The sequence below is a fragment of the Streptomyces shenzhenensis genome, assembly GCF_021462265.1.
GTDB classification, from domain to species: Bacteria; Actinomycetota; Actinomycetes; order Streptomycetales; family Streptomycetaceae; genus Streptomyces; species Streptomyces shenzhenensis.
In genome coordinates this window covers 149900-172038 of the sequence record NZ_JAJONF010000017.1, presented here as the reverse complement: position 1 = coordinate 172038, position 22139 = coordinate 149900, and the positions used below count along the sequence as shown (strand labels likewise).

At 75.1% G+C, this 22139-nt stretch carries 14 protein-coding genes and 1 pseudogene; 4 read left to right on the top strand and 11 right to left on the bottom strand.

The window, feature by feature from the left end:
* The first annotated feature begins 12 nt into the window (after positions 1 to 12).
* Positions 13 to 495 carry a GNAT family N-acetyltransferase gene (locus LQ326_RS22870; protein ID WP_234539288.1) on the top strand — a complete coding sequence of 161 codons (483 nt, stop codon included), beginning with the start codon at positions 13 to 15 and terminating at the stop codon, positions 493 to 495.
* A complete protein-coding gene (locus tag LQ326_RS22865; protein ID WP_234539258.1) occupies positions 473 to 1636 on the top strand; it encodes an MFS transporter in 1164 nt (387 codons plus the stop codon). The genes LQ326_RS22870 and LQ326_RS22865 overlap by 23 nt, the downstream gene beginning before the upstream one ends.
* A 78-nt stretch (positions 1637 to 1714) precedes the next feature.
* On the opposite strand, the gene LQ326_RS22860 is transcribed toward LQ326_RS22865, so the two are convergent.
* The 7 genes from LQ326_RS22860 to LQ326_RS22830 form a co-directional block, all read right to left on the bottom strand.
* Positions 1715 to 2455: a class I SAM-dependent DNA methyltransferase gene (locus LQ326_RS22860; RefSeq protein ID WP_234539256.1), complete on the bottom strand. Its 741-nt coding sequence runs from the start codon at positions 2453 to 2455 to the stop codon at positions 1715 to 1717.
* Between the two features lie 182 nt (positions 2456 to 2637).
* Positions 2638 to 4542, bottom strand: coding sequence for a hypothetical protein (locus LQ326_RS22855; RefSeq protein ID WP_234539255.1), 1905 nt, complete (start codon positions 4540 to 4542; stop codon positions 2638 to 2640).
* Positions 4539 to 8033, bottom strand: a complete 3495-nt coding sequence (locus LQ326_RS22850; protein ID WP_372496923.1) for a vWA domain-containing protein — start codon at positions 8031 to 8033, stop codon at positions 4539 to 4541. The genes LQ326_RS22855 and LQ326_RS22850 overlap by 4 nt, the downstream gene beginning before the upstream one ends.
* The gene (locus tag LQ326_RS22845; protein WP_234539253.1) at positions 8030 to 9193 is read right to left on the bottom strand and encodes an ATP-binding protein; all 1164 of its coding nucleotides are present in this window, start codon (positions 9191 to 9193) and stop codon (positions 8030 to 8032) included. Before LQ326_RS22845 ends, LQ326_RS22850 begins: the two co-directional genes overlap by 4 nt.
* A 46-nt stretch (positions 9194 to 9239) precedes the next feature.
* Positions 9240 to 14210 (bottom strand): hypothetical protein, encoded by a 4971-nt coding sequence (locus LQ326_RS22840; RefSeq protein ID WP_234539251.1) that lies wholly within the window; start codon positions 14208 to 14210, stop codon positions 9240 to 9242.
* On the bottom strand, positions 14207 to 15061 hold the full coding sequence (locus tag LQ326_RS22835; RefSeq protein WP_234539250.1) for a DUF4132 domain-containing protein: 855 nt from the start codon (positions 15059 to 15061) through the stop codon (positions 14207 to 14209). The genes LQ326_RS22840 and LQ326_RS22835 overlap by 4 nt, the downstream gene beginning before the upstream one ends.
* A gap of 413 nt (positions 15062 to 15474) precedes the next feature.
* Positions 15475 to 15867 (bottom strand): DUF5997 family protein, encoded by a 393-nt coding sequence (locus tag LQ326_RS22830; RefSeq protein ID WP_234539248.1) that lies wholly within the window; start codon positions 15865 to 15867, stop codon positions 15475 to 15477.
* A 166-nt stretch (positions 15868 to 16033) separates the two neighbouring features.
* Between LQ326_RS22830 and LQ326_RS22825 the strand changes: the two genes are divergently transcribed.
* Positions 16034 to 16801 (top strand): LysR family substrate-binding domain-containing protein, encoded by a 768-nt coding sequence (locus LQ326_RS22825; RefSeq protein WP_234539246.1) that lies wholly within the window; start codon positions 16034 to 16036, stop codon positions 16799 to 16801.
* 390 nt (positions 16802 to 17191) lie between these two features.
* On the opposite strand, the gene LQ326_RS22820 is transcribed toward LQ326_RS22825, so the two are convergent.
* The 3 genes and pseudogenes from LQ326_RS22820 to LQ326_RS22810 all read right to left on the bottom strand — a co-directional run.
* Positions 17192 to 18712 (bottom strand): MFS transporter, encoded by a 1521-nt coding sequence (locus LQ326_RS22820; RefSeq protein WP_234539245.1) that lies wholly within the window; start codon positions 18710 to 18712, stop codon positions 17192 to 17194.
* Between the two features lie 367 nt (positions 18713 to 19079).
* A complete protein-coding gene (locus LQ326_RS22815; RefSeq protein ID WP_234539243.1) occupies positions 19080 to 19775 on the bottom strand; it encodes an HAD family hydrolase in 696 nt (231 codons plus the stop codon).
* 15 nt (positions 19776 to 19790) lie between these two features.
* A pseudogene (locus tag LQ326_RS22810) lies at positions 19791 to 19868 on the bottom strand (Lrp/AsnC family transcriptional regulator); the annotation flags it as partial.
* A 203-nt stretch (positions 19869 to 20071) separates the two neighbouring features.
* On the opposite strand from LQ326_RS22810, the gene LQ326_RS22805 reads away from it, so the two are divergent.
* On the top strand, positions 20072 to 21103 hold the full coding sequence (locus LQ326_RS22805; RefSeq protein ID WP_234539241.1) for a lactonase family protein: 1032 nt from the start codon (positions 20072 to 20074) through the stop codon (positions 21101 to 21103).
* 87 nt (positions 21104 to 21190) lie between these two features.
* Here the strand turns inward: LQ326_RS22805 and LQ326_RS22800 are convergent, their stop codons facing one another.
* On the bottom strand, positions 21191 to 22117 hold the full coding sequence (locus LQ326_RS22800) for a sirohydrochlorin chelatase (protein WP_234539240.1): 927 nt from the start codon (positions 22115 to 22117) through the stop codon (positions 21191 to 21193).
* Positions 22118 to 22139 lie beyond the last annotated feature (22 nt).

Here is a 22139-nt window from a genome sequence, read left to right as displayed (position 1 = left end):
GCCATCGCCGCGATGGAATCCCTGGCCTATACGGATCTCGGCCTCTCCGAGGGGCGGGCGGCCCTGCGCTCCAGGGCCGACGCCTCGCCGGAGACCTGTTTCGTCCTGGACGTCGGCTCCCAGCCGGCCGGATACCTGCTGGCACTGCCGTATCCGCCCTTCGGATACCCGGACCTCGAACGGGCGGAGGAACCCGCGATCCCCTCCCGTCCGCCTCGCAACCTGCACCTGCACGACATCGTCGTCGCGGAGCGGCTGCGCGGCAGGGGACTGGGCGCGCGCCTGCTCAACCACCTCACCCTGGCCGCCGCCGCACGCGGATTCCAGCGGATCTCGCTGATCGCCGTCGGCCGCAGCGAACCCTTCTGGTCGGCACGCGGGTTCACCGCGTACCCCGGCATCTCCCCGGACGGATACGGCGCGAACGCCGTCTATATGTCCCGTACGACGGCCGAGTCGACGAAGCGAGTTGATGTGCGTGTTCCCTGTCCGTGATCCCTTCCAGCGCAGCCGGCTGGCCATCGCCGCGCTGTTCTGCTCGCTCGGCTTCCAGTACGCCACCTGGGCCGCGCGGATCCCCGCCATCAAGGCGGACCTCGGGCTGACCGCGGCCGAGGTCGGGGTGCTGCTGATGGCGGCCGGTATCGGCGCCGTCGCCTCCTTCCCCGTGGTCCCGGTGCTCATGAGACGGCTGGGCTCCGCCCGGCTGGCACTGCTGTCCGCCCTCGGCCTGACACTGCTGCTCCTGGCGCTCGCGTTCGCTCCGGACTATCCGGTCGCCCTGCTGGTCATGGTGGCCGACGGGGTGGGCGTGGGGTGCCTGAACGTGGCCATGAACGCGCAGGGAACGGCGCTGGAGACCCGGTACGCACGCAACACCATGGCCAGACTGCACGCGACGTTCAGCGCCGGCTCGCTGCTCGCCGCGCTGCTCGCCTCGGGCATGAACGCGGCCACCTCGTCCGTCGCGGCGCACTTCGGCGTGGCCGCCGTCGTCCTCGTCTCGCTGACCGCTCTGGCACGCCCCGGTCTTCTCCAGGACGAGGCTCCCGCTCAGGAGAAGCGGAGCACGAGCCGCGCCGGATGGAGCCTGCCCTCCCGCGTGACGCTCTGGATGTGCTGCGCCATGGCGTTCGGCACCGTGACCGAGGGCGCCATGAACGACTGGTCCGCCCTCTACCTGCGGGAAGTCGCCAAGGCGTCCGCGGAGTTGGCGCCGATGGGGATCGCCGTGGTCTCCGGCATGATGGTGCTGGCCCGCGTCTTCGCCGACGGCTGGCGCAGCCGCTGGGGCGACGGCCGCGTCGTGCTGGTCGGCAGCGCCCTCGCCGCCGCGGGGCTGGCCTTCGCCCTGCTCAGCGGGGGAGTGGCGGCGGCGCTCCTCGGGTTCGCCTGCGTCGGACTCGGCTGTGCCGCGGTGACCCCGTGCGTCTACGTCGCCGCGGCGAAACAGGGCTCGCAGGCGCTGGCACTGGTCGCGGCCATGGGCACCACGGGCCTGCTGGCCGGCCCGCCGGTCATCGGCTTCGTGGCGAGCTCCAGCAGCCTGGTGTGGGGTCTCGCGGTCGTCGCGGCGGCGGCCGTCGTGGTCTCCCTGAGCAGCACGCGGATCCAGTGGACGCCGGTGAGCGGCTGACCGGTGCCGGTCAGCCGGTGCCGGGCGGGGCGGGCGCTGTGAATCGTTCGGCCGGCCGCGACGCCCGGCCGCGACCGGTCACGCCGGTTTGCGCCATACCGAGATGTGCTTCGTGGAGTCCTGGGTGAAGGCAGAGCCGTCCCAGTCGGCCACCCGGCGCTCCAGTTCGAGGCCCGCGATCCGGGCCATCAGGTCCAGCTCCGCGGGCCATGCGTACCGGTGGCGGGAGGCGCCCCGGCGGTAGCGGCCGTCCGCGCCGTCACGGGTGAGGTGGTGCGAGACGAGGATCTGCTCGACCAGGTCGAAGGTGTCGAAGCCGAGGTGCCCGGCGGAGACGTCGAACGGCACCGCGACCTGGCCGGGGGGCAGCAGCCGCAGCGGCGGCACCCCCAGTTCGATCACGAACCGGCCACCGGGCCGCAGATGCCGGGCCGCGTTGCGGAAGCACTCGACCTGCTCGTCCTGGGTGAGCAGGTTCGAGATCGTGTTGTAGACGAGATAGACCAGGGCGAACTCACCGGGCACGGTGGCCGTGGCCATGTCTCCGATCACGACCGGCAGGGTCTCCTCGTCGGTCTTTCGCCGCAGGACCGCCACCATGTGCTCGGAGAACTCGACGCCCGTCACGGGCACGCCGCGCTCCCGGAGCGGGACACCGACCCGTCCCGTGCCGATGGCGAACTCCAACGCCCGGCCGTCTCCGGTGAGTCCGGCGAGGAAGTCGACGGTCGGTCCGAGCACCGCCGCCGAGGACATCTCGGTCTCCTCGTCGTCGTAGCGGTCCGCTTCGGCTTGGCCCCACAGTTCACTGCTCGTCACGATCGGCCACTGTGCCGGAGGGGCGAAGACGCTGTCCACGGGATTTGCGGCGGCCGGCTCCCTGCCACCCGGTGTCCGATCCGGCGTCCGCACCAGGCCCCGGCCGCTGGGCGTTCGGCACCGTGCCGAGGCGGTCACGGGTGCCGAACGAGCGGCGGCCCGCGTACGGTCGTCGTGGCCGGTCATCCGCTCCAGGCGGCGGCGCACAGCAAGCGGTCGACCTCGTCCGTGTAGCGCGCCGCGGTCAGCCAGGCCCGGGCGAAGCGGCGGGTGTCCGCCGGCCGCAGACGGCCGAAGGCGTCACGCGAACGTTCCGCCGCAGCGCCGAGCAGCTCGTCGAGGACATCGCCGGCCGTGCCCAGACCGTGCCGGCGCAGACGGCGGGCATCGGCCGCGGAGTCACCCGGGAAGGCCAGCACGCGCCGCCCGCCCGAAGCCGCCTGCTCGACCCGGCGGCGCAGCAGGTGCAGGGGCGCCTCGTCGGACGTGAGCATCGCGTCGACCGGCGCGAGCGCGGGTGCCGGAGTCGGCAGGTCCGCGTGCTGGAGCCGGTCCAGGCCCAGGTCGACATGGCTCCCGGCGATCGTGGGATGCCCCGTCGCGAGGAGCTGGGCGCAGGCGTGCGAGGCCGCGGTGAGACGCGCGATCACCCGCAGCCGGCTGCCCCGTGCGGCGGCCAGCAGCCGCAGGTTGTCCCGGTGCGGCAGCGCCGGATGGTCGTGCGCCGCCGTCAGCCGCAACGGCACACCGCCGCAGTCGGCCAGCAGACGGTCACCCGCCGCCTCGCGCACCGCGCCGACCAGCGTCACCTCCAGGAAGAGGAGATCGTGCCCGCCGCTCAGAGCGCGCCCGACCTGCTCGGCCACGGGCACCGCCCACAACCGGTCCAGCGGCTCGGCCCGCCAGTCCGCGCCCGAAGCACGCACCGCCCGTACCCCCGCGCCCGCCCCCAGCCGACCGGTCGGCGACACCGTCGCACCCGACACCGTGAGCCCGGCCCGCGCCAGTTCGCGGTGCGTCAGCGCCGTGTCCCCGACGCGTACGGCACGGTCGGCGGCGCCCACCGCCCGGCCCGCGCCGCCCGGCGCCACGTCCGAGACCGTGTACAGCCGGCCCTCGGCGTCCGCGGTCCAGGTGACCGCGCCCGCATAGCCGCTCGCGGTGAGCACCGGCTCCGAGAACAGGCCGTACAGCCGCAGCGAACCGTCCGGCGTGTACGGCTGCCGTGCGGTGCCGCGCAGCTCCGCCAGTTCGGCGCCCGTGGCGAACGGCAGGCGGTGGGCCACGCGCAGGGCCTCCGACACGGTGCTCACGAGTTCGGTGAGCCGGAACGCCGGGTCGGCCGCACGGGCCGCGCGCAGCGCGGTGACCACGGAGACCGCCGCCGCGGCCGCCCGGGGCAGACCCGCGAGACGGGCGGAGTGCGCGGCACGCAGCAACTCCGCCTGCAAAACGGCTCCGGAACCGTCCGCACCGGCGTCGAGGACGGCGGCCACGGCGCCGAAAACGGCGTGCGCGGCGCTGATGTGCGTGGACGTCGCGGACTCTTCGGGGCCGGGTACCTCACGGCCGCCCGAGACGCGTGACGGCTGTTCGGCGGGCTCGGTGGTCCCTTTCGGCCTGGTGGTCTCGGAGAGTGCGGTGGTCTCCGACGGCGTGGTGGTCCCGGGGTGCTTGCTGGTCTCGGCCGGCTCGGCGGCCCCGGCGCCCTCCGCTGTCCCCGCCGCTCCGACGGCCGCTGCGCTTCCCCTGCCGTCCGCGTTCTCCGCGTTCTCCGCGCTCCCTGTCATGTCGGCCACCGGGGCCGCCGAAGCCGCCGCGGCCCGGTGCAGGCAGTCCGGGGCCAGCAGACAGCCGCAGCGGATGCCCGCCGTGGCGGCCACGACGCCCCCGGAAGCGACGAGTTCGAGCACGGAGCCCTCGTCGTCGACGCTGATGCGCACGGTGTCGCCGTCCCGGACGACCGGCCGGTCCGCCAGCTTGGCGATGCCCGCGTCCAGCCGCTTTCGCAACCGGGGCGAGAGGGCCGCGACCAACTCGGCGGTCACGGCCGGCGCGACCGCGGGCAGTTCCCGTTCCGTGTTCATGCGATCTTCTCCCCTACCCAGCGGGCGAGTTCGAGCGGGCTGAGGGCCGCGACCGGCATCCCGGCGGCGACCAGCTGTCCCGCGACCCCGGTGGAGTAGCGGGCGCGCCCCGAGTCGTCGAGACTCGCGCAGCCCAGGACGTGACAGCCCGCTCCGACCAGCGCCCTGACCTCGGCGAGCAGCCCGCCGACCGGACGGCCCTCCTCGAAGTCGCTCACCACGACCACGAGCGTCCGGGACGGCACGGTCACCAGTTCGCGCGCGTGCCGCAGCCCGGCCGCGATATGCGTGCCACCGCCGACGCTCACCTCCAGCAGCAGCGACAGCGGGTCGTCCACGTGCCCGGTGAGGTCGATCACCTCGGTGGAGAACGCCAGGAAGTGTGTGGACAGAGTCGGCACCCCGGCCAGCACCGAGGCGGTGAGCGCCGCCCAGATCGTCGACGCCTCCATGGACCCGGACACGTCCGTGACCAGGATCAGCCGCCAGTCGGCGGCGCGCCGGGCCCGGGTCCGGAAGACCGGGCGCTCCGGGATCACCCGGACCGTGCCGTCGGCTGCCCGGCGGGCGGTGGCCAGGTTGGCCCGCAGCGTACGCGACAGGTCCAGGCCGCCGCCCGGCCGGCGGCTGGGCCGCGGCAGGGCGGTGCCGTGCAGCGCGGGGCGCAGCCGGGTCGCCAGCTCCCGGGTCAGCGCGTCCACCAGGCGCCGCACCAGCGGGCGCAGCGCCGCCAGCCGGGCCTCGGGCAGCCCGCCCGCGTGTCGCAGCACCGACCGCAGCAGGTCCACGGAGGGGCGCACGCTGTCCGGATCCAGCTCGGCCAGCACGTCCTGGCGGCCCGTCGCCGCGGCCGCCGCCAGCACCTCCTCCCGGATGCCCGGCCCGAACAGCGCCGCCAGCTCCTGCGACCACTCCCGCACCCCGGGATACGACGCCTCACGCCCACCGCCCCGGCCGCCGCCGAGGTCGCCACGGCTGCCCTCGCCGTGCCCGCGCCCGTACAGCTCGTCCAGCGCCGTGGCCAAGGCACGAACCCCCTCGGGGAGTCGATCGGTGCGGCGGCCGAGCAGCAGACGCCAGCGGTCGGCGGGGGCCAGCCGGTGACCGGTCACGGCCACGGCGGCGCCGACCGGCTCGGGCTCCGGGTGAGCCCGCGGCGGGGTCAGCAGGCCCAGCGCGCGCAGGGTTTCGCGGGCGGCGAGGTCCGCGCGGGTCCAGGTGGCCAGTGATGCCGGGTCGACCGCCCCGGTGTCGGCCACCCGGTCGACGCCCAGACGTTCCTCGACTCCGGTCAGCAGACGCTCGCGGTCGGCCGGGCTCAGCGTGTCGAAACCTCCGCGCAGGGCCGGCAGCCGGTCCAGGAAGTCCCGGTCGGACAGTCCCGACACCCGGTCGACCAGGGGTTCCAACGCCGGTGCGGCCGCCTCCAGCAGCCGTCCGGCGGCCGTCAGCAGCCCCGTCAGCCGGGCGGTCAGCGCCGACCGGGACCCGGTATCGACCGCCCCGTCCACCCAGGAGGCGACCCGGCCGCCGAACGCCCCCGGTTCCTCCTGGCCCAGCAGCACGCGAACCGCTCCGGCGGCTCCCCGCATCAACGGGGAGCCGTCCGCGGCCAGCCGGGCCAGGGCGTCGGCGAGCCGGATCCCGCCCGACAGGTCGGCGCGGTGCGCGAGTTCGAGCAGGGCGCGGGCGTCGGCCGGGTCCTCGGAACCGGTCAGGCCGTCCACCTGGCGCACCGCGGCCGCGGTCAGCAGTTCGGCCACCGCGACGGCCCTGGCCGTACGGTCCTCGTCCGCGCCGAGGCCGGCGATGTGGCCGTTCCGCAGCCGGTCCGACAGGGCCAGCCCGGCGAGGAGTTCGGGAAGGGTGCCGGTGTCCGGGAGCACCTCGGCGGTGTCGCCGAGCCGCTCCGCCACGAGGCCGTCCAGTCCGCAGAGCGCCGCCTGCTCCAGGCCGCCGAGCACCTGCGCCGCCGTCGGGCCGCCGGCGTCCCGCTCCGTGCGGCTCCGCTCGCGCAGCACGCCCTCGGCAGCCTGTACGAGGGTGGCCCCCCGGATCCCGGCCGCCGTCAGCATCGCCGCGGTGGCCGGCGTCCAGCGCACCTCCCAGCGCGAGGTGAGGGCGTCCGCACCGCCCGTGCCGGTCACCGTCCTGGGGTCGGCGTACGGCACGGCGCACAGCGTCAGGCGGCGCAGCAGCAGTTCGCGGCGCCGGTCGAGATCCGAGCGGAGGGGGTCGAGCCGAAGGTCCCGGAAGGTGCCGGGGCCGCCGTCCGCGGGGCCGGGCAGGCCGAGCGCCGCGAGTTCGGCCTCGACGGCGGGGGCGAGACCGCTGCGGGGTGCGCCGGGCGCGGGGCGGCCGACTCGGGTGCCGACCAGGACGTTCTCCATCGCCCTGGCGACGGCCCGGCCCCGGCCGTAGGGCTCGCCCTGTGCCAGCACGGTCTGGGTCGCCTCGACCAGTTCGCCGCGGCCCGCGGCGGGGAGGCCGCGGAGGCGGGCGAGGTCTGAGGCGAGGCGGGTGATCTCCCGGGCGTCGGCGGGGCCCGAGGGGTGGCCCGACGCGCGGAGTTCGGCGCAGATACGGACGGCCGCGCTGGTCAACGCGTGTTCCAGGGCGAGGGGATCTCCCGCTGTCTCCAGGACCATGTGCTGCCACTCGGGGTCGCGGATGCCGGCCGGGTAGCCGGAACGCTCGTCCAGGAGGGCGTAGGTGTAGGGGATGAGGGAGGTCGTCCATTCGGGTGCGGGCCAGTGGGGGCTCCCCGCGCCCACACGGCGGTGGCCGCACGTCGAATGCGCCGCGTCCCCGGCGGGGCGCAGCAGTGCCGGAGCGTGAAAGGCGCCGACCACCATGGCAGCCCGTTCACCGCGTGCCGTTGCTTCCGCCAGCCGGGAACGCATCCACTCCTCGCGCCGTAGATCCAGCTCCGACACGCCCCCCTCCTCTCGCAACGCCCACCCCGTGAGCAGTGCTGCCCGGCGCACGGCCTCCGCCGTCGAACCGGGGGCGGCCGCCTCCACCAACCTGTCCCACAGGTCATCCCCCGGACGCCCCGTCAGCCGGGAGTGCAAGGCCTCCGAGAGACGACCGGACCTCGCTGCCATGGCCTCCTTCTCCCGCCACCCCCGGTCCGCCAGCGGCAGATCGCAGGCGACCACCGGCACCCCGCTCCGCTCCGCCCACCGCACCGCCGCCAGTTCCGGGGAGAAGTCGGCGAACGGATAGAACGCCGGGCCGCCGCTGCCGTCGCCCGGTGCCGCGGCGAGGGCCACGGGAGCCAGGGTCTCCTCGTGGGCCAGCCACGGCAGCCACTCCTGCAGCTCCGCGGGCAGTTCGACCAGCAGTACGTCCGGTCTCGCCGCGTCCAGCAGCGCCGGTACCGCGGCGGCGAGCGAGGGCGCGTGGTGCCGTACACCGATCAGGTACGGCCCCGCCGTATCGGTGAGCGCGGCGAGTGCCGCCTCGGGGGAGTCGGACACGACCGTCACGCCTCCAGCACCGTGCGCAGGTCCCACAGCGTGCGCCAGGTCGCCGAACCCTGCTCCGCACGCCGCCGTACCGGACCGTCCCAGTAGCCGCGCAACCGGGCCGCGTCGGCGGGATCGTCCTTGCGTACGACGCCGAGGAGGTGGCCCGGGAGCAGGCCGAGGACGTCGCGGTCCCCGGGGAAGTAGGCCGCCGCCAGAGCCAGCGCGCCCGCCACCGACACCGCCTCCGCCGTGCTCATCACCGTGGACGGACGCTCCACCTCCCAGCCCTCCGCCGACCGTCCCTCGCGCAGATCACGGAACGCGGTGACCAGGGCCTCGAGGACCGCGTCGTCGACCTGGAAGGGTGCCCCGGCCCGCTCCACCGACGCCCGGGCCTGGCCGCGCACCAGCGCGGTCTCGGCGTCGAGGTCCGTGATCGGGCCCACCGTCTCGAAGTTGAAGCGCCGCTTGAGCGCGGCGGACATCTCCGAGACGCCCTTGTCCCGCAGGTTGGCCGTGGCGATGAGGGTGAAGCCGGGGGCCGCGTGGGCCAGCGCGTCGTCGGTGCCCGCCAGTTCGGGTACCGCGATGCGCCGCTCGGACAGCAGCGAGACCAGGGAGTCCTGCACTTCGGGAAGGCAGCGGGTCACCTCCTCCACGCGAGCGACGGCGCCCCGGGACATCGCGGTGAGGACCGGGGAGGGCACGAGCGCCTGGCGGCTCGGGCCCTGGGCGAGCAACAGGGCGTAGTTCCAGCCGTACTTGAGCTGGTCCTCCGTGGTGCCGGCGGTGCCCTGCACGACCAGGCCGCTGGTGCCGCACACCGCGGCCGACAGCAGCTCCGACAGCATCGACTTGGCGGTGCCGGGCTCGCCCACCAGCAACAGCCCGCGCTCACCGGCGAGAGTCACCACGCAGCGCTCGACGAGGGCCCGGTCGCCGACGAACTTGTCCGCCACGACGAGCCGACGCGGCACCCCCTTCGGTGCCACGGCGTCGTCGGCGAGCCGCAGCGCCCGGCCGCCGCTGCCCATGACGAAGGTGACGACGGCCCGGGGCGTCAGCCGCCAGGCCGGCGGGCGCGGACCGGCGTCGTGGGCGGCGAGGAAGGCCAGCTCGGTGGCGTACCGGTCCTCGGGCGGGACGATCTGGCGGAGTGGAGCGGTGCTGGCGGTCATCGACGGTCGTCCTTCACGGCGGTTCGGGCGGTGGTGCGGATCGTGGTCATCGGCGGCGGCCGCCGCGGGTCGCCCGGGTGGTCAGCTCCTCGTACCCGGGGGCGTCCCCGGCGCGGACGCGCTCCCAGGCCCGGGTGAACAGCTCGCGCACCGGGACCAGCGGGAGGGTCCGGTCGCCGTCGGAGACCGGGTAGAGGGCCTCCTTCCAGGTCTCCGACGGCAGGGCCGGCGCCCTGAGGTCGCGCCAGCCGCCGGGCAGGAAGAGGGTGCGGCCGGCGCGCGGGCGCTTGGCCTCGACGACCAGTGCGGTCGCCGCCAGTTCGGCGCGCGCCTTCTTGATCCGGGCGGGCTTCCAGCCGGTCCAGCGCGCACAGTTGCGGTCGGTCGGATCGGGCAGCGCCAGCAGCTGGAGGTAGAGCGCCGCCGCGTCCGCGCCGAGACCGTGCGCCTCGGCGACCTCCGCGACCAGCGCGGGCACGCTGACCGACGGGTCCTGGGCGTACCCTTCGGGTCCTTCGGCCGTGAGGGCACGGGCGAGGTCGTCGCCGAGCAGCGTCCGCACGGCCCGCAGCCGGGACGAGCGCCCCGCGCCCAAGAGGCCCTCCAGGAGCCCGAAAACGGGGTCGTCGGCCCCGCTCAGCGCCGCCGGCCGCAGCAGCACATGCTCCATGTCCTGGTACCAGGGACGCAGCACCAGCGTGTCACCGGCCCTCGTCAGCCCGTGCGCGTCGCCCCCGCCGGTCTCGGGCAGACCGAAGATCTTGCGCAGTCGCCCGCAGGCCGGGTCGCCCTTCTCCGTCCAGTCCAGGTTCAGGTCGAGCAGCAGCTCGGGGTCGGTCAGCCGGCGGCGCAGCGCGACCAGCCCCTCTGCCAGCCCGGCCCGCAGCGGATGCCCGTACGGCAGCACGTACGCCAGCGCCGCCAGGCTCCGCACCGCCCCGGCCAGCGCGTACGAACCGGGTACCGCCGACGGGTCGGCGGGCGTGAAGTCGCCGTCCTCGTCGGGCCGGAAGACCGTGGTGCGCGCGAGCCAGGGCGTGCGGGCGGGGTTGAGTACGGCCTCGGCGTGGTCGACGCCCATGCCGGCGAGATCGGTGCTGAGCTCCTCCGGCAGGCGCACCAGAGTGCCGAGCCGCTCGGCCCACAGCCGGCCCGCGGCCGCCGTGTCGGGGCCGGTCGTCCAGAGCCCGGCCGGGTCCTCCGGCAGCAGCGCGCCGAGAAGCGCCCGCTGCTCGTCCTGGCCCAGGGAGCTCAGCAGCTGTGCACCGAAGGTCCGCCCGCGGGGCTTGAGGCCGACTGCCGCGAGCCCCGCGGCACCGGGGGCGTGCGGGTGGCCGGCCAGCAGCACGGTGGCCTGCAGGGGGCCGAGCGCGCCGTTCGTCGCGGTCACCAGCGCCTCGGGGGCCTCGGGACGCCAGGGTGCGGCGCCCTTCTCCCGGACCAGCCGGGTCAGTTCGGCCAGCCGGTCAGCCGGGATCCCGGCGGCGTACCGGGTCTCTCGGACCAGCGTGAAGTGCCCGACGGCACCGAACGCCCCGGACGGGTCGTGGTCCAGCGCCAGCCACTCGACCGCTCCCAGCCGGACGTCGACGCTCTGGCAGCCGAGCACCACCACCGTGCGACCGTCCCGGCGCAGCACCTGCCCCACCCGCTGCTGCTTGTCGTGCGGCTCGCCGAGCACGACCACGCGCAGCGTGGTCCCGAGCGCGGGGAGCGGCCCCTCGGTCAGCGCCTCGAACAGCAGGAGCAGCGGCTCGCGCTGGACGTCGGTGAGGGCCGGTGAGCAGGCGCGGTAGGCGAGCGGCCGCAGCGCGCCCAGGACGGGCGGCCATTCCGCGCCGATGCCGGGGACGGTGTACTCGTCGCTCTGCCAGCCGTCGCCGACGGGGGCGAGCCGCTCGGATTCCGGCAGCGGTCTGCCGTCGGCGGGCCTGCCGGACAGCACGTGGTTCACCGCGCGGATCTGGCGCAGCGCCGCCCAGCCGCCGTGCCACGCGCTCTGCAGGGTCACGACCCCGGCCGTCGCGTCGTGCAGCGCCCGGTCCTCGCCGCGCGGCGGGGAGTAGTCGGCGAACATGCCCTCGGTCCGCTGCCTGGGCTGCCGCGCCCGCTCCTGCGCGGGCGCGGCCAGGGCCCCGGCCGTCTCGGCGCCCCGCAGCGCCGTGTGGACGAGGGCGGCGACACCGGCCAGCAGCCGCCGGTCGGTCAGACCGGGCAGCGCCTGTGCCACCGCGGCCACGGTGACCTCGTCGGCGGTCGGCACCGCGGCCCTGGCCCTGTCGTCCTTGCCGGCCCGGGCCAGCGCCTGCCGCCGTTCGTCCAGCGCCGTCGCCGTGGCACGCATCAGCTCACCGGCCGCCTCGTCGGTCAGGGCGCGCAGTACGGCCGACCCGCGCTCGTCCCGGGGACGCAGCGCGTGCCAGAACACGACCGGCGGCACCAGCCGGGTACCGGCCGCGTACGTTCCGCCCGACTCGCCGAAGGACACCCGACCGAGCTCGGTGCCGTCGGCCGCGTGCAGGGCGACGCTCCGGTACGACTGCGCGGCGATCGGCTCGGCCCCGCCCGGCAGCCGCAGCGCGCCCAGCGGCACCCCCGGCACCCGGCCGTTGCGGGCCGCGCGCAGGGTCGCCGTCCGCCCGTCCGGCGTGCCGGCGGTCGTCCGTATATGCGGGGTATTCGGGGTATTCAGGCCCTCGCCCTCCGTGCGCACCCACCGCCCCAGGACCGTGCCGTCGGTGCCGAACGGGCTGTGCTCAAGGCCGGGCTGCAGCGGCAGCACCTCGCAGGAGTCGTGCAGCAGCGAGGCGTCCTCGCGGACGGCCGACGCCAGCAGCGCGGGCAGCGAGGCACGCCCGTGCTCCCCGCTCGCCGGGTCGTACTCCAGCCACAGGGACTGCCGGCCCTGCCTGCCCTGACGCCAGTACGTGGTGCCGTCGCCCAGCACCGGGCGGCTCGGCGGCAGGACCGTGTCCCCGGCGTGCAGGGTGCGGCCGCCCGTGGCCCGGCCGCCGCCGGGCAGCGGGATCGAGGCGTTGGCCGCGTCCATGCCGGACCACCAGCCGGGGATCTGCTCACCGCCGAGCGCGACCACCTCCGACGGGCGGTTCGACCAGTAGCCGTGCTGCTTCGCACCGTCCCGCCACATCACCAGCAACTCGCCGTCGGCGTACCGGAACCGGGGGCGCTGCCAGCGGTCCAGGCCGGCGGGCAGCCGCAGGTCGTGCGTGAGCAGGATCCCCTCGGGGCCGACGACGACCGCCTTGTGGCCGCGCGCCACGATCAGCGCCGGCCATGCCTCGGTCACCGACAGCTCGTTGTCCCGGTCGCCGCGCACCTCGGCGTCGAGCAGTTCCAGCGCCTCCTCCAGCGCCGGCCAGCCCAGTTCGTCCAGGATCCCGGCGCGCAGCGTACGGCCGAGGACCGGGACGATGTCGTACTCGGTCAGCCTGCGGACGGCCTGCGGGCTCTCCGGCACCACCGTCCGGAAGGGGCGCAGCCGCTCCAGCCCGGCCTCGACCCCGGGCAGTCCGCCGCCGGCGGCGAACTCCGCGGTCGCCTCCCGCAGCCACTCGCGCAGCACGTCGCCGAGCACCGGATGCGCGGCCACCTGGGGGAGTTCCGCGGCCCCCTGCCCCCGCCCGAGCCCCTCGACGGCGCCGGACAGCAGCGCGCGGTAACGGGATTCGGCGGCGACGGCCTTCAGGTCGCGCCTGCCGGGCCGCTGGTCGCGCAGCCAGCCGGCCAGCGGCAGGTGCACCTGGGTGTCCGGGTCGGGTACGGCCAAGGCGATGCCCTCCGCCACGCACAGGTCCAGCAGGTCGAGGTCCGCCCCCGCCTGCCAGCGCCCGGCGAAGAGATCGACGGGCCGGGCGCCCGCCCGCAGCCGGGACGCCATCCGTTCCACCAGCGCCAGCGTGGCGGGGGAGCGGTGCGAGTACGCGGCACCGTGTTTGCGGTGCTGGGCCCACCGGCTGAGCCAGTCCGCCGCGTCGACCTCCCCGCCGCCCTCCTCGGTGAGCAGCAGGTCCGCTCCGCACTCCGTCAGGAGCGTCAGCCAGAACTCGTCGTCCTCCACCTTCCGGCCCAGGCCCGCCGGCATGATCTCCAGCAGCCGTACCCGGATCTCGGGCCGTCGTTCGACGAGGACCGGCAGTACGCTCCGGTAGGCGTTCCAGAAAGAGGCGGGCGCCCGGACGGCGGCCGGGGACGCCAGCAGGTCGGCGACCAGGGCGCACTCCTCGGTGACCCGGTCGAGCCCCGCCGTCTTGATCAGCCCGCGCGCGTCCTGCGGCAGTGAGGCGTACGGCGGCATTCCGGCCGCGCAGCGCTCCACCGTCAGCTGCCGGAACTGCGCCCAGGCGGTGCCCGGTTCGAGGCGCCGCGCGAGGTCCTTCACATACTCCTTGAGCGCCTTGACGGTGAGCGCCCCGGCGAAGGCGAACTCCAGGAACACCGCCCGCCGGCGCTCCTCGTCCACCGTCAGGGCGTGCACCCGCTCGGCCTCGCGGGCCTTGCCGAAGAAGGCGCCCGCGTACGTCGTGTTCTCGTGCTGGAGGAAGACCCGCGCGGCCTGCTCGTAGAAGGTCGGCAGGAAGTGCGGGACCGCGCGGCCGAGCCGTTCGCCGAGCGCCTCGAATCCCTCCTTCGCGTTGCCCGGCTTGGACTTGGCCTGCCGGGCCAGCCGCTCGACGTCCTTGACCAGGGCGAGGGCGTGGTGGCCGTTGGCCGGGTCGTGCACCAGCGCCCAGGCCGGGAAGCCCAGGGTCTCCCGGCGCACCTGACCGACCTCGGGCGCCTCCGGCTCCCGGGCCAGACCGAGGAACTCCAGCGCCAGGTCCTCGGCCTCGCCGAGGGTGCCCGGCACCAGCCGCACCACCGGGCGGCCGTCCAGGGCGGGGTGCGTGTACGTCCGCGCGGTCAGGACATCGGCGTCCTCCCGCGCGGTCGTGCCCGGGGGCAGGACCGCGCCGGCGTCGAGCAGCGCGGCCGTGGTGGTCTCGTCGTACGTGGTCATGCCGCCCGCTCCTCGTCCTCGATGTCCCGCCCGGCGTACAGCGCCGCCGCCATCCGCATCCCCTCCGACCAGGCGACCGGGCCGACCTGACCCAGCCTCAGCGTGCGGCCCGCCGGATCGGTCCACACCAGCGGGCCGGTCTCGGTCTCGAAGTAGCTGTCGTAGTCGCCGATCCAGACCCGGGCCTCGACCCCGCGGCCCTCCTCCAGCACGGAGCAGACCGCGTATCCGCCGCGCACCCGGTACCCCAGCTGCGTGGCCCTGCCGTGCAGGAACCGCAGCTCCTTGAAGACCCCGCCCGCGTACTCCTCGATCTGCGTGCCCTCGGCGTCCAGCGCGGCAGGGCGGTGCCAGACCTCGCGGAAGAGCTGCTGGGCCCGCTGTTCGACGCCGAGTTCCACGGCGAACTCCCGCAGCTCCGCCAGGTCTTCGAGGAGCACCGGGTGCGGCAGCCGGACCAGCCGGGGGGCGATGCGCACCGTGTCGCCGTCGAGGTCGACCAGGCCGAGACCGCGTCCCGCGTCGGCATCCCGCAGGAACCCGGCGACCTCGCCGTCGGCGCCGGTGACCACCAGGTCGCGCAGGGCAGCCTGCCAGGCGGGGTCCGGCCACACCTGCGTCAGCACGGCGAGCGGCACCGGAAGCGAACGGGTCATCCACCGCTCCACGTCGGCCAGGCACTGCCGTTCGTGCCGCTCCAGCCACTCGGCGAGCTGCCGCAGCCCCAGGACGGCCGGATCGTCCGCCAACTTCGCGGGCACCGACTTCAGCCGCCGCCCAGCCGCGTTGCGGCAGACCACCTTCCCGCCGTCCAGGGCCACCTCGTACTCCCCGGCCGTCACCCACCCCATGCGTGCCTCCCCGCACCGCAGTGATCAACTGACGGCGACTGTAGGGGAGACCACTGACATTGATGCTGATACTCAGGTTCCGGTGGCCGTGGCCCGACCACTGACTGACGCCCTGCTGGGCTGTCCTCCGGTTGTTCTGTCCGGTCGCCGGGACCTGTTCTCAACACCCCCTCGCGGTCCACATCGAGACGGGAAACCGCAGCGTCGGGGGCGGGACGGGTGAAGAAGGGAGGGGTCGGGGAGGAACCGGGAGGGACCGGCGGACGGCGGGGACAGCGGTGCGGGCAAGCGGGGCAGCCGGTATGGCGACCGGGTGGCCGGTACGGCGAGAGGCGCGACCGGTACGACGACGGCCCCGGGACGCAGGCGCGGGTGCCTGGGCCGGGGCCGTGAAAAGTCCCGCGGGCGAGGGCTCAGGCCTGCCCCGACTCCTTCTCCCGCTTGAGGTTCTTCAGCCGCACGGTCTCCTTGCGGACCTCGGCCTGGGTGGCGCGCTCCTTCTCCAGCCACTCGGGCAGCTCACGCCGGAGCTCCTCGATCTGCTCGGTGGTGAGCGGCTCCGTCACCCCGCCGCGCGCAAGCCCCGCGATGGACACGCCCAGCCTGCTCGCGACCACCGGACGCGGGTGCGGTCCGTTGACCCGCAGCTCACGCAGCCACTCGGGCGGATTCGCCTGGAGCTCGTTCAGCTCGGCGCGCGAGACGACGCCCTCCTGGAAGGCGGCGGGCGTGGCGGGCAGGTACACGCCCAGCTTCTTCGCCGCGGTCGCGGGCTTCATCGTCTGGCCGGTCTGGTGCGAACTCATGAGGTCAAGGGTATCGGCCAGGCGCGGGAGCCCCGACCACGACCGACGGCGGGGCCGCCGGCCCGCCACCTGTCGCACCGGACGGCCCGCCGGCCGGCCACGGCCGATGCGGCGGCCGGCGGCGGCCGGTGCCGAACGGCCCTCCGCGGCCCGTTAACCTGGGCTGGTGACAGGCTCGGAGGAAACACCGTCGTTCCGGCTCGCGTACGTCCCCGGCGTGACGCCCGCCAAATGGGTTCGGATCTGGCACGAGCGCCTGCCCGACATCCCGCTCACCCTGCACCAGGTCCCCGCCGCCGAGGCCGCCGGCCTGATGCGCGCGGGGGACGCGGACGCCGGCCTGGTACGGCTTCCGGTGGACCGTACGTTCTTCAGCGCGATCCCCCTCTACACCGAGACCACGGTGGTGGTCGTCCCCAAGGACCACGTGATCACGGCGGCCGAGGAGGTCACCGTCGCCGACCTGGCCGACGAGGTCCTCCTCCACCCCCTCGACGACGTCTTCGACTGGGACGCCCCGCCCGGCGAGCCCGCCTTCGAGCGCCCCGCGACCACCGAGGACGCCGTCGAGCTGGTCGCCGCCGGTGTGGGCCTCCTGGTCGTCCCCCAGTCGCTGGCCCGCCTGTACCACCGCCGGGACCTCACCTACCGGCCGCTCACCGACGGCCCCGAGTCGACCGTCGCCCTGTCCTGGCCCGAGGAGGCCACCACGGACATGGTCGACGACTTCATCGGCATCGTCCGCGGCCGCACGGTCAACAGCACGCGCGGCCGCCAGACCGCACAGACCGAGAAGCCGTCCGGGTCCGCACAGGCCTCGCCGGCGAAGGCCCGGCAGGCGCAGAAGCCGGCCGCCCGTACCGCACGCGCGCGTGCCGCCGGCGCGAAGTCCGCCAAGCCCGCGAAACGCGGCAGACCCCGCCGTCGCTCGTAAGCCGCGGCCGGACGTCCACCGCCTGCCTGACAGCCGCCCCCGATCTGCTTCCGCGCCCCGATCACCTTCCGCGATCCCGGGCCCGCGCGATGTCACGACCCCCGCGGACATCCCGGCACGCCGGGCGGGCCCGGCCCCACCGCTGGAAGCGCCCGTGAGCCCGGAAGCAGCCCCGGCCGCAGCCGTTGCCCCCCGTGTCGTCCGCGTTCTCCGTGGGGGAATCGCGCGGACCCCTGTTCCCGTGCTCCCGGCCGCTCTGCGGGCCGCCGCGGTCGTCGGTGTGGCCGAAGCACCTGCCCACGACCCCGTACCTCACAGGTCGTGCCGACGCCGACCGTGCCCTCGGTGGTGGAGGCGGTGGCCGCCCGGGAGGCTCGGGACGCCCGGCGCTCAGCCCTCAGCTGTCTGCGCTGCCTCAGCTGTCTGCGCTGCCTCAGCCGTCTGCGCTGCCTCCGGCGTCCGCGCTGCCTCCGGTGTCTTCGGCGCCTTCGCCCGCTCTCCCAGATCGGCCACCGCCAGAGCCAGTGCCACCAGGATGAACCCGACGGACGTCAGCAGCCCCAGCTGGAGCGCCTCGTCGGCCGGGCCGTGGTGCGCGAGACGGGCGAAGTACACCGAGCCCACCACCGCGATGCCGGCCGCCGATCCGACGCGCTGGCCGGTCTGGAGCACGCCGCCGGCCGCGCCGGCCCGTTTCACCGGGACGAGGGTCAGGGTGAGCGTGGTGTTGGGCGAGACGGTGATGCCGGAGCCGAGGCCGCCGATGATCATCGGCACCACCGCGGCCCACCCGATGCTCTCCAACGGCACCAGCCGTACCACCGCGACGACCCCGAGCAGCCCCACCGCCGCCCCGGTGAGACCGATGACGACGACCCTGCGCCCGTGGCGCACCACCATCCGGCCGCCCAGGGCGGCACCGACCGCGGAGGCGGCCGCGAAGGGCAGCACCGTGACTCCGGCGGCCAGCGCGCTGTATCCCGCCACGTTCTGCAGGAACAGGGCGAGGACGAAGAAGACCGTGGTGAAGCCCGCGAAGTAGGTCAGGCTGATCAGCGAGCCGAGCGTGAAGGACCGCAGCGAGAACAGGTTCAGATCGACCAGGGGCGCCAGCCCGAGCCGGCCCTGCCGCCGCTCCCACATCCAGAACAGGCCCAGCAGCACCGCGCCCACCGGCAGCAGCGCCCACTTCTGCCGGCCGGTCCACTGCTGTTCCTGCACCAGCGGCAGCATCAGGGCGAACACGCCGGAGCCGAGGAGGAGCACCCCGAGCGGGTCGAACCGCTCCCGCCGGTCCGCCGACGCGGGGAACCGGGGCAGCAGCCGCAGGCCCGCGGCGAGCGCGGCGACCCCGATGGGCAGGTTGACGAAGAACACCCAGCGCCAGCCGTCGTCGGTGCCGACGGCGTCGATGATCACGCCTCCCGCCAGCGGGCCGACCGCCGTCGAGACCCCGATGACGCTGCCGAGCAGCCCGAAGGCCTTGGCGCGCTCGGAGCCGTGGAACATCTGCTGGATCAGCCCCGAGGTCTGCGGCGCGACCACGCCCGCCGCCGCGCCCTGGATCAGCCGGAACACCACCAGCCAGTCGGGGCTCGCGGCGAGCCCGCAGGCCGCCGAGGCCACCGTGAACACGGCGAGCCCGATGAGGAAGGTCTGGCGCCGTCCGCGCATGTCGCCGAGCCGGCCCGCCGGGACGAGCGCCAGCCCGAAGGCCAGGGAGTACCCGGAGACCACCCAGGACTGGGCGGCCTCGGTGGCGCCCAGTCCGCGCTCCATCGAGGGCAGCGCCACGTTGACGATCGAGGTGTCGAGCAGCGAGATGAAGCCGGCCGCGAGACAGACCCCGAGCGCCCGCCAGCGCCGGTCGTCGGTGGCCGGCGGCCGCGGTTCTGCGCAGGTCGTGGTCATGCGGCCACGCTATGCAGCCATTCCGGGCATCGCACGGCCGGCGGAGCGAACGGCTGGCCGGGTGCGCCGTCCGGGTGACGCCTGCCCTGTGTACTGGTGGTGGCCCGCGAGCGTCGGGACAGGGCTTCGACGACCTGACCCCAGTGAGTTCCGGCCCTGCTCCGAGCAGCACGGCCACCGCTCCGGCCGGCCGCGGTGCCGCCGCCGAGGCGCCCGAGAGCTGCGCCCAGCCGTCGTACCCCCTCGTCCGGCCGAACGAGGGGTCGTGGGGATCCGGGCCGTTCTCCTCGACGTCGACCGGGAGGACGGGCAGGGGAATCCGGGGCTGCTCCGGCGCGAGCGCCTCGACAGCCGGCCTGCCGAACCGTCAGTCGGACCGGGCCGGCCGGACCAGCCAGTCGTACGCCGCTCGGGCCGTGAAATCCGCCTGGCCGCCCCGCAGCAGCAGTTCGGCCGTGCCGAACTCGGGGGCGTCGGCCTGCGCGGCGACGTACGGGATCGCGATGCAGCGCATCCCGGCGGCGTGTGCCGCGGCCGCGCCCGGAGCGGCGTCCTCCAGGACCACGCAGTCGGCCGGGGCGGCCCCGAGGCGGCGGGCCGCCTCCAGGAAGACGTCGGGGGCCGGTTTGCCGTGCGGGACCTCGTCGGCGGAGACCACCGCGCGCAGCCACGCGTCCAGGCCCGTGCCGGCCAGGATCGCCTCGATCGCCTCGGGGGACGACCCGGAGGCCACCGCCAGCGCCACCCCCTCGGCCGCCAGCAGTTCCACGAACTTCCGCATCTGCGGGTACACGCGCGTGCGTGTCCCGGCCAGCTCCAGATAGCGCCGGTTCGTCTCCGCGAGCAACTCGGCCACCGAGGGCCGCAGTCCATGGCGGTCGCGCAGCAGGGTCACCGTCTCCAGCGTGCTGATGCCGACGAAACGCTCGTGCTCCGCCCAGGTGAAGCCCGGGACGCCGTGCCCGGCCAGCATCTGCCGTGTCGCCTCGTAGTAGTTCGGCTCGCTGTCCACGAGTGTCCCGTCGAGATCGAAGATGACCGAGAGGTTGCCGAGATCGCTCATGGGACCAGGATGCCGTTACGCGCGCGCGGTCGGGCCGATGGACTCCACGAGAGGCAGCGGCCGGTGCGGAACGCGCTCGCGCGGCGCCACCTCGTTCACGGCCTGGAGCGCACGCTGTCCGAACTCGCCGAGCCGCTGCGCACGCCCTCGGGCTCGCCCCTGGCCGGCGCCTGAGACGCGCCGCCCCGCACCTCCTGGTCTAGACCGCGAGCTGCTACCGTCGGCCCAGGCGGGCTCGTACCGACTCGTACCGCCCCGTACCGGCTCGTGGCGGCTCGCAGCGATAGGGGACAGCGGTGACAGACGGCGGCAGGCGGCGCAGGGCGTTCATCGGATCGTTCACGGCCGCGGGCGGCCCCGGCATCGTCACGGCGGCGGTCCGGCCGGACAGCGGCGCCCTGGCCCTCCTGGAGAGCGTCGACGGCGTGCCCGACCCGTCGTATCTCGCGCTCGGACCCGGCGGGCGCACCCTGTACGCGGTGAGCGAGACCGCGGACGGCGCGGTCGCCGCGTATCACGTGCACGACGACAAACCGCGCCTCGCGGGGCCGCCGGTCCCGGTCGACGCCAGCGGTCCCACCCACCTCGGCCTCTTCGACGGCCACGTCCTGACCGCCAACTACGGTTCGGGCAGCGTCACCGCCGTTCCGGTCCGTCCGGACGGCACCCTCGCCTCACATCCCTCCGGGCAGCTCCAGCACACCGGCTCGGGCCCGCACGAGCGGCGCCAGCGCGGCCCGCACGCCCATCAGGTGCAGTCCGACCCCAGCGGCCGCTGGGCGGTCAGCGTGGACCTGGGCACCGACTCGGTCCGCGTCTGCACCCTGGACGAGGGCACCCCCGTCCTCCACCGGGAGTTCGCCCTGCGCCCCGGCTCCGGGCCGCGCCACCTGGCCTTCCACCCCGGCGGCCGGTACGCCTACGTGGTCAACGAACTCACCCCGACCGTGACCGTCTGCGGCTGGGACGCCGGCACCGGCACCCTCAAGCCGCTGACCGAGACCCCGGTCCTGCCCGGCGCCCCGTCCGGCGACGTCTACCCGTCCGGCATCGCCGTCTCGCCCGACGGCCGCTTCGTCTGGACGGCGACCCGGGGTGAGGACGTCCTGACCACGTTCACGACCGACGAGGACCGCCTGCACCTGACGGCCACGGTCCCCTGCGGCGGCCACTGGCCACGCGCGGTCACCGAGTCGGGCGGCTTCCTCTACGCCGCCAACGAGCGCTCGGGCAACATCACCTGGTTCACCGTCGACCCGCACACGGGCCAGCCCCGCTACGACGGCTCGGTGGAGGTCCCGGCCGCCTCCTGCATCGTCTTCGACTGAAGCGCCCCGTCGTACCGGCCGTACGCCCCAAAAAAAGCCGACGGTCCCCTCTCCGCCCGGGAAAGGGAACCGTCGGCGTGTGTCAGCTCACCGCACCGGCGCACCCTGCGGCTGCTGCGGAGCGATCCCCAGCGCCGTCGTGTACTTGGCCAGCGCCAGCTTGCCGATCGCCGGGTACGGCCCCAGCGGGTCGGCGGTGGGGCAGTCGGCCTCCTCCGCGGCCGCGGCCAGCAGCGCCGCGTCGATCTCCGGGCCTATCAGGTACGGCGCCAGCGCCAGCTGCTGCGACCCCGAATTCCGCAGTTGCTCCGCGACGGAGGCGATCGAACCCTCCTGGTCCAGCGCCGCGGCCATCACCGGCACGGCCAGGCGCGCGGCGAGCAGCATCCCGGTGATCCCGGCGGCCTGCACGGCCTCGTCGCCGCCCACGGACGCGAGGATGATGCCGTCGGCGGCCGTGGCCACGGTGAACAGCCGGGCGCGGTCGGCACGGGCCAGACCCGCCTCGGACAGGCGCACGTGCAGCGCCTCGGCGAGCAGCGGGTGCGGGCCGAGGACATCGGTCAGGTCGGCGGCCACCCGGCTCTCCATGACCGCGTGGCGGAGCTGGCGCAGCAGCGCGCTGTCCGGGCCGGCCAGCAGCGGCACGACGACGGCGACCGGGCCGTCGGGGGCCTTGAGCCCCTCGGCACCGGCGGCGACGGCCTGCTCGTAACGGGCGGTGCGCTCCTCCGCGGCACCGGAGAGCACGGACTGAAGGGTGGGGAACTCCGCGTCGTCCCCGTCCAGGTAGCCGATGCGGGCGTCCAGGCCCGGCAGCTCGGAACGGGCGATGCTCACGACCTCTTCGGCGAGGCCGCGCGTGGCCGCGCTGGGCGTTCCCGGAACCGCGAGGACGAGCGCGGGCGCGTCCTCAGGAGCCACCAGCGGTTCGGGGCGGCGGTGCCGTCCGGGCTGGCGGGGTCGCGGCATTCGTACTGGCAGGCCGGACGCGGGCCCAGTGGGGGAGCTCATGGCGCCGCATGTTACTGGCTAT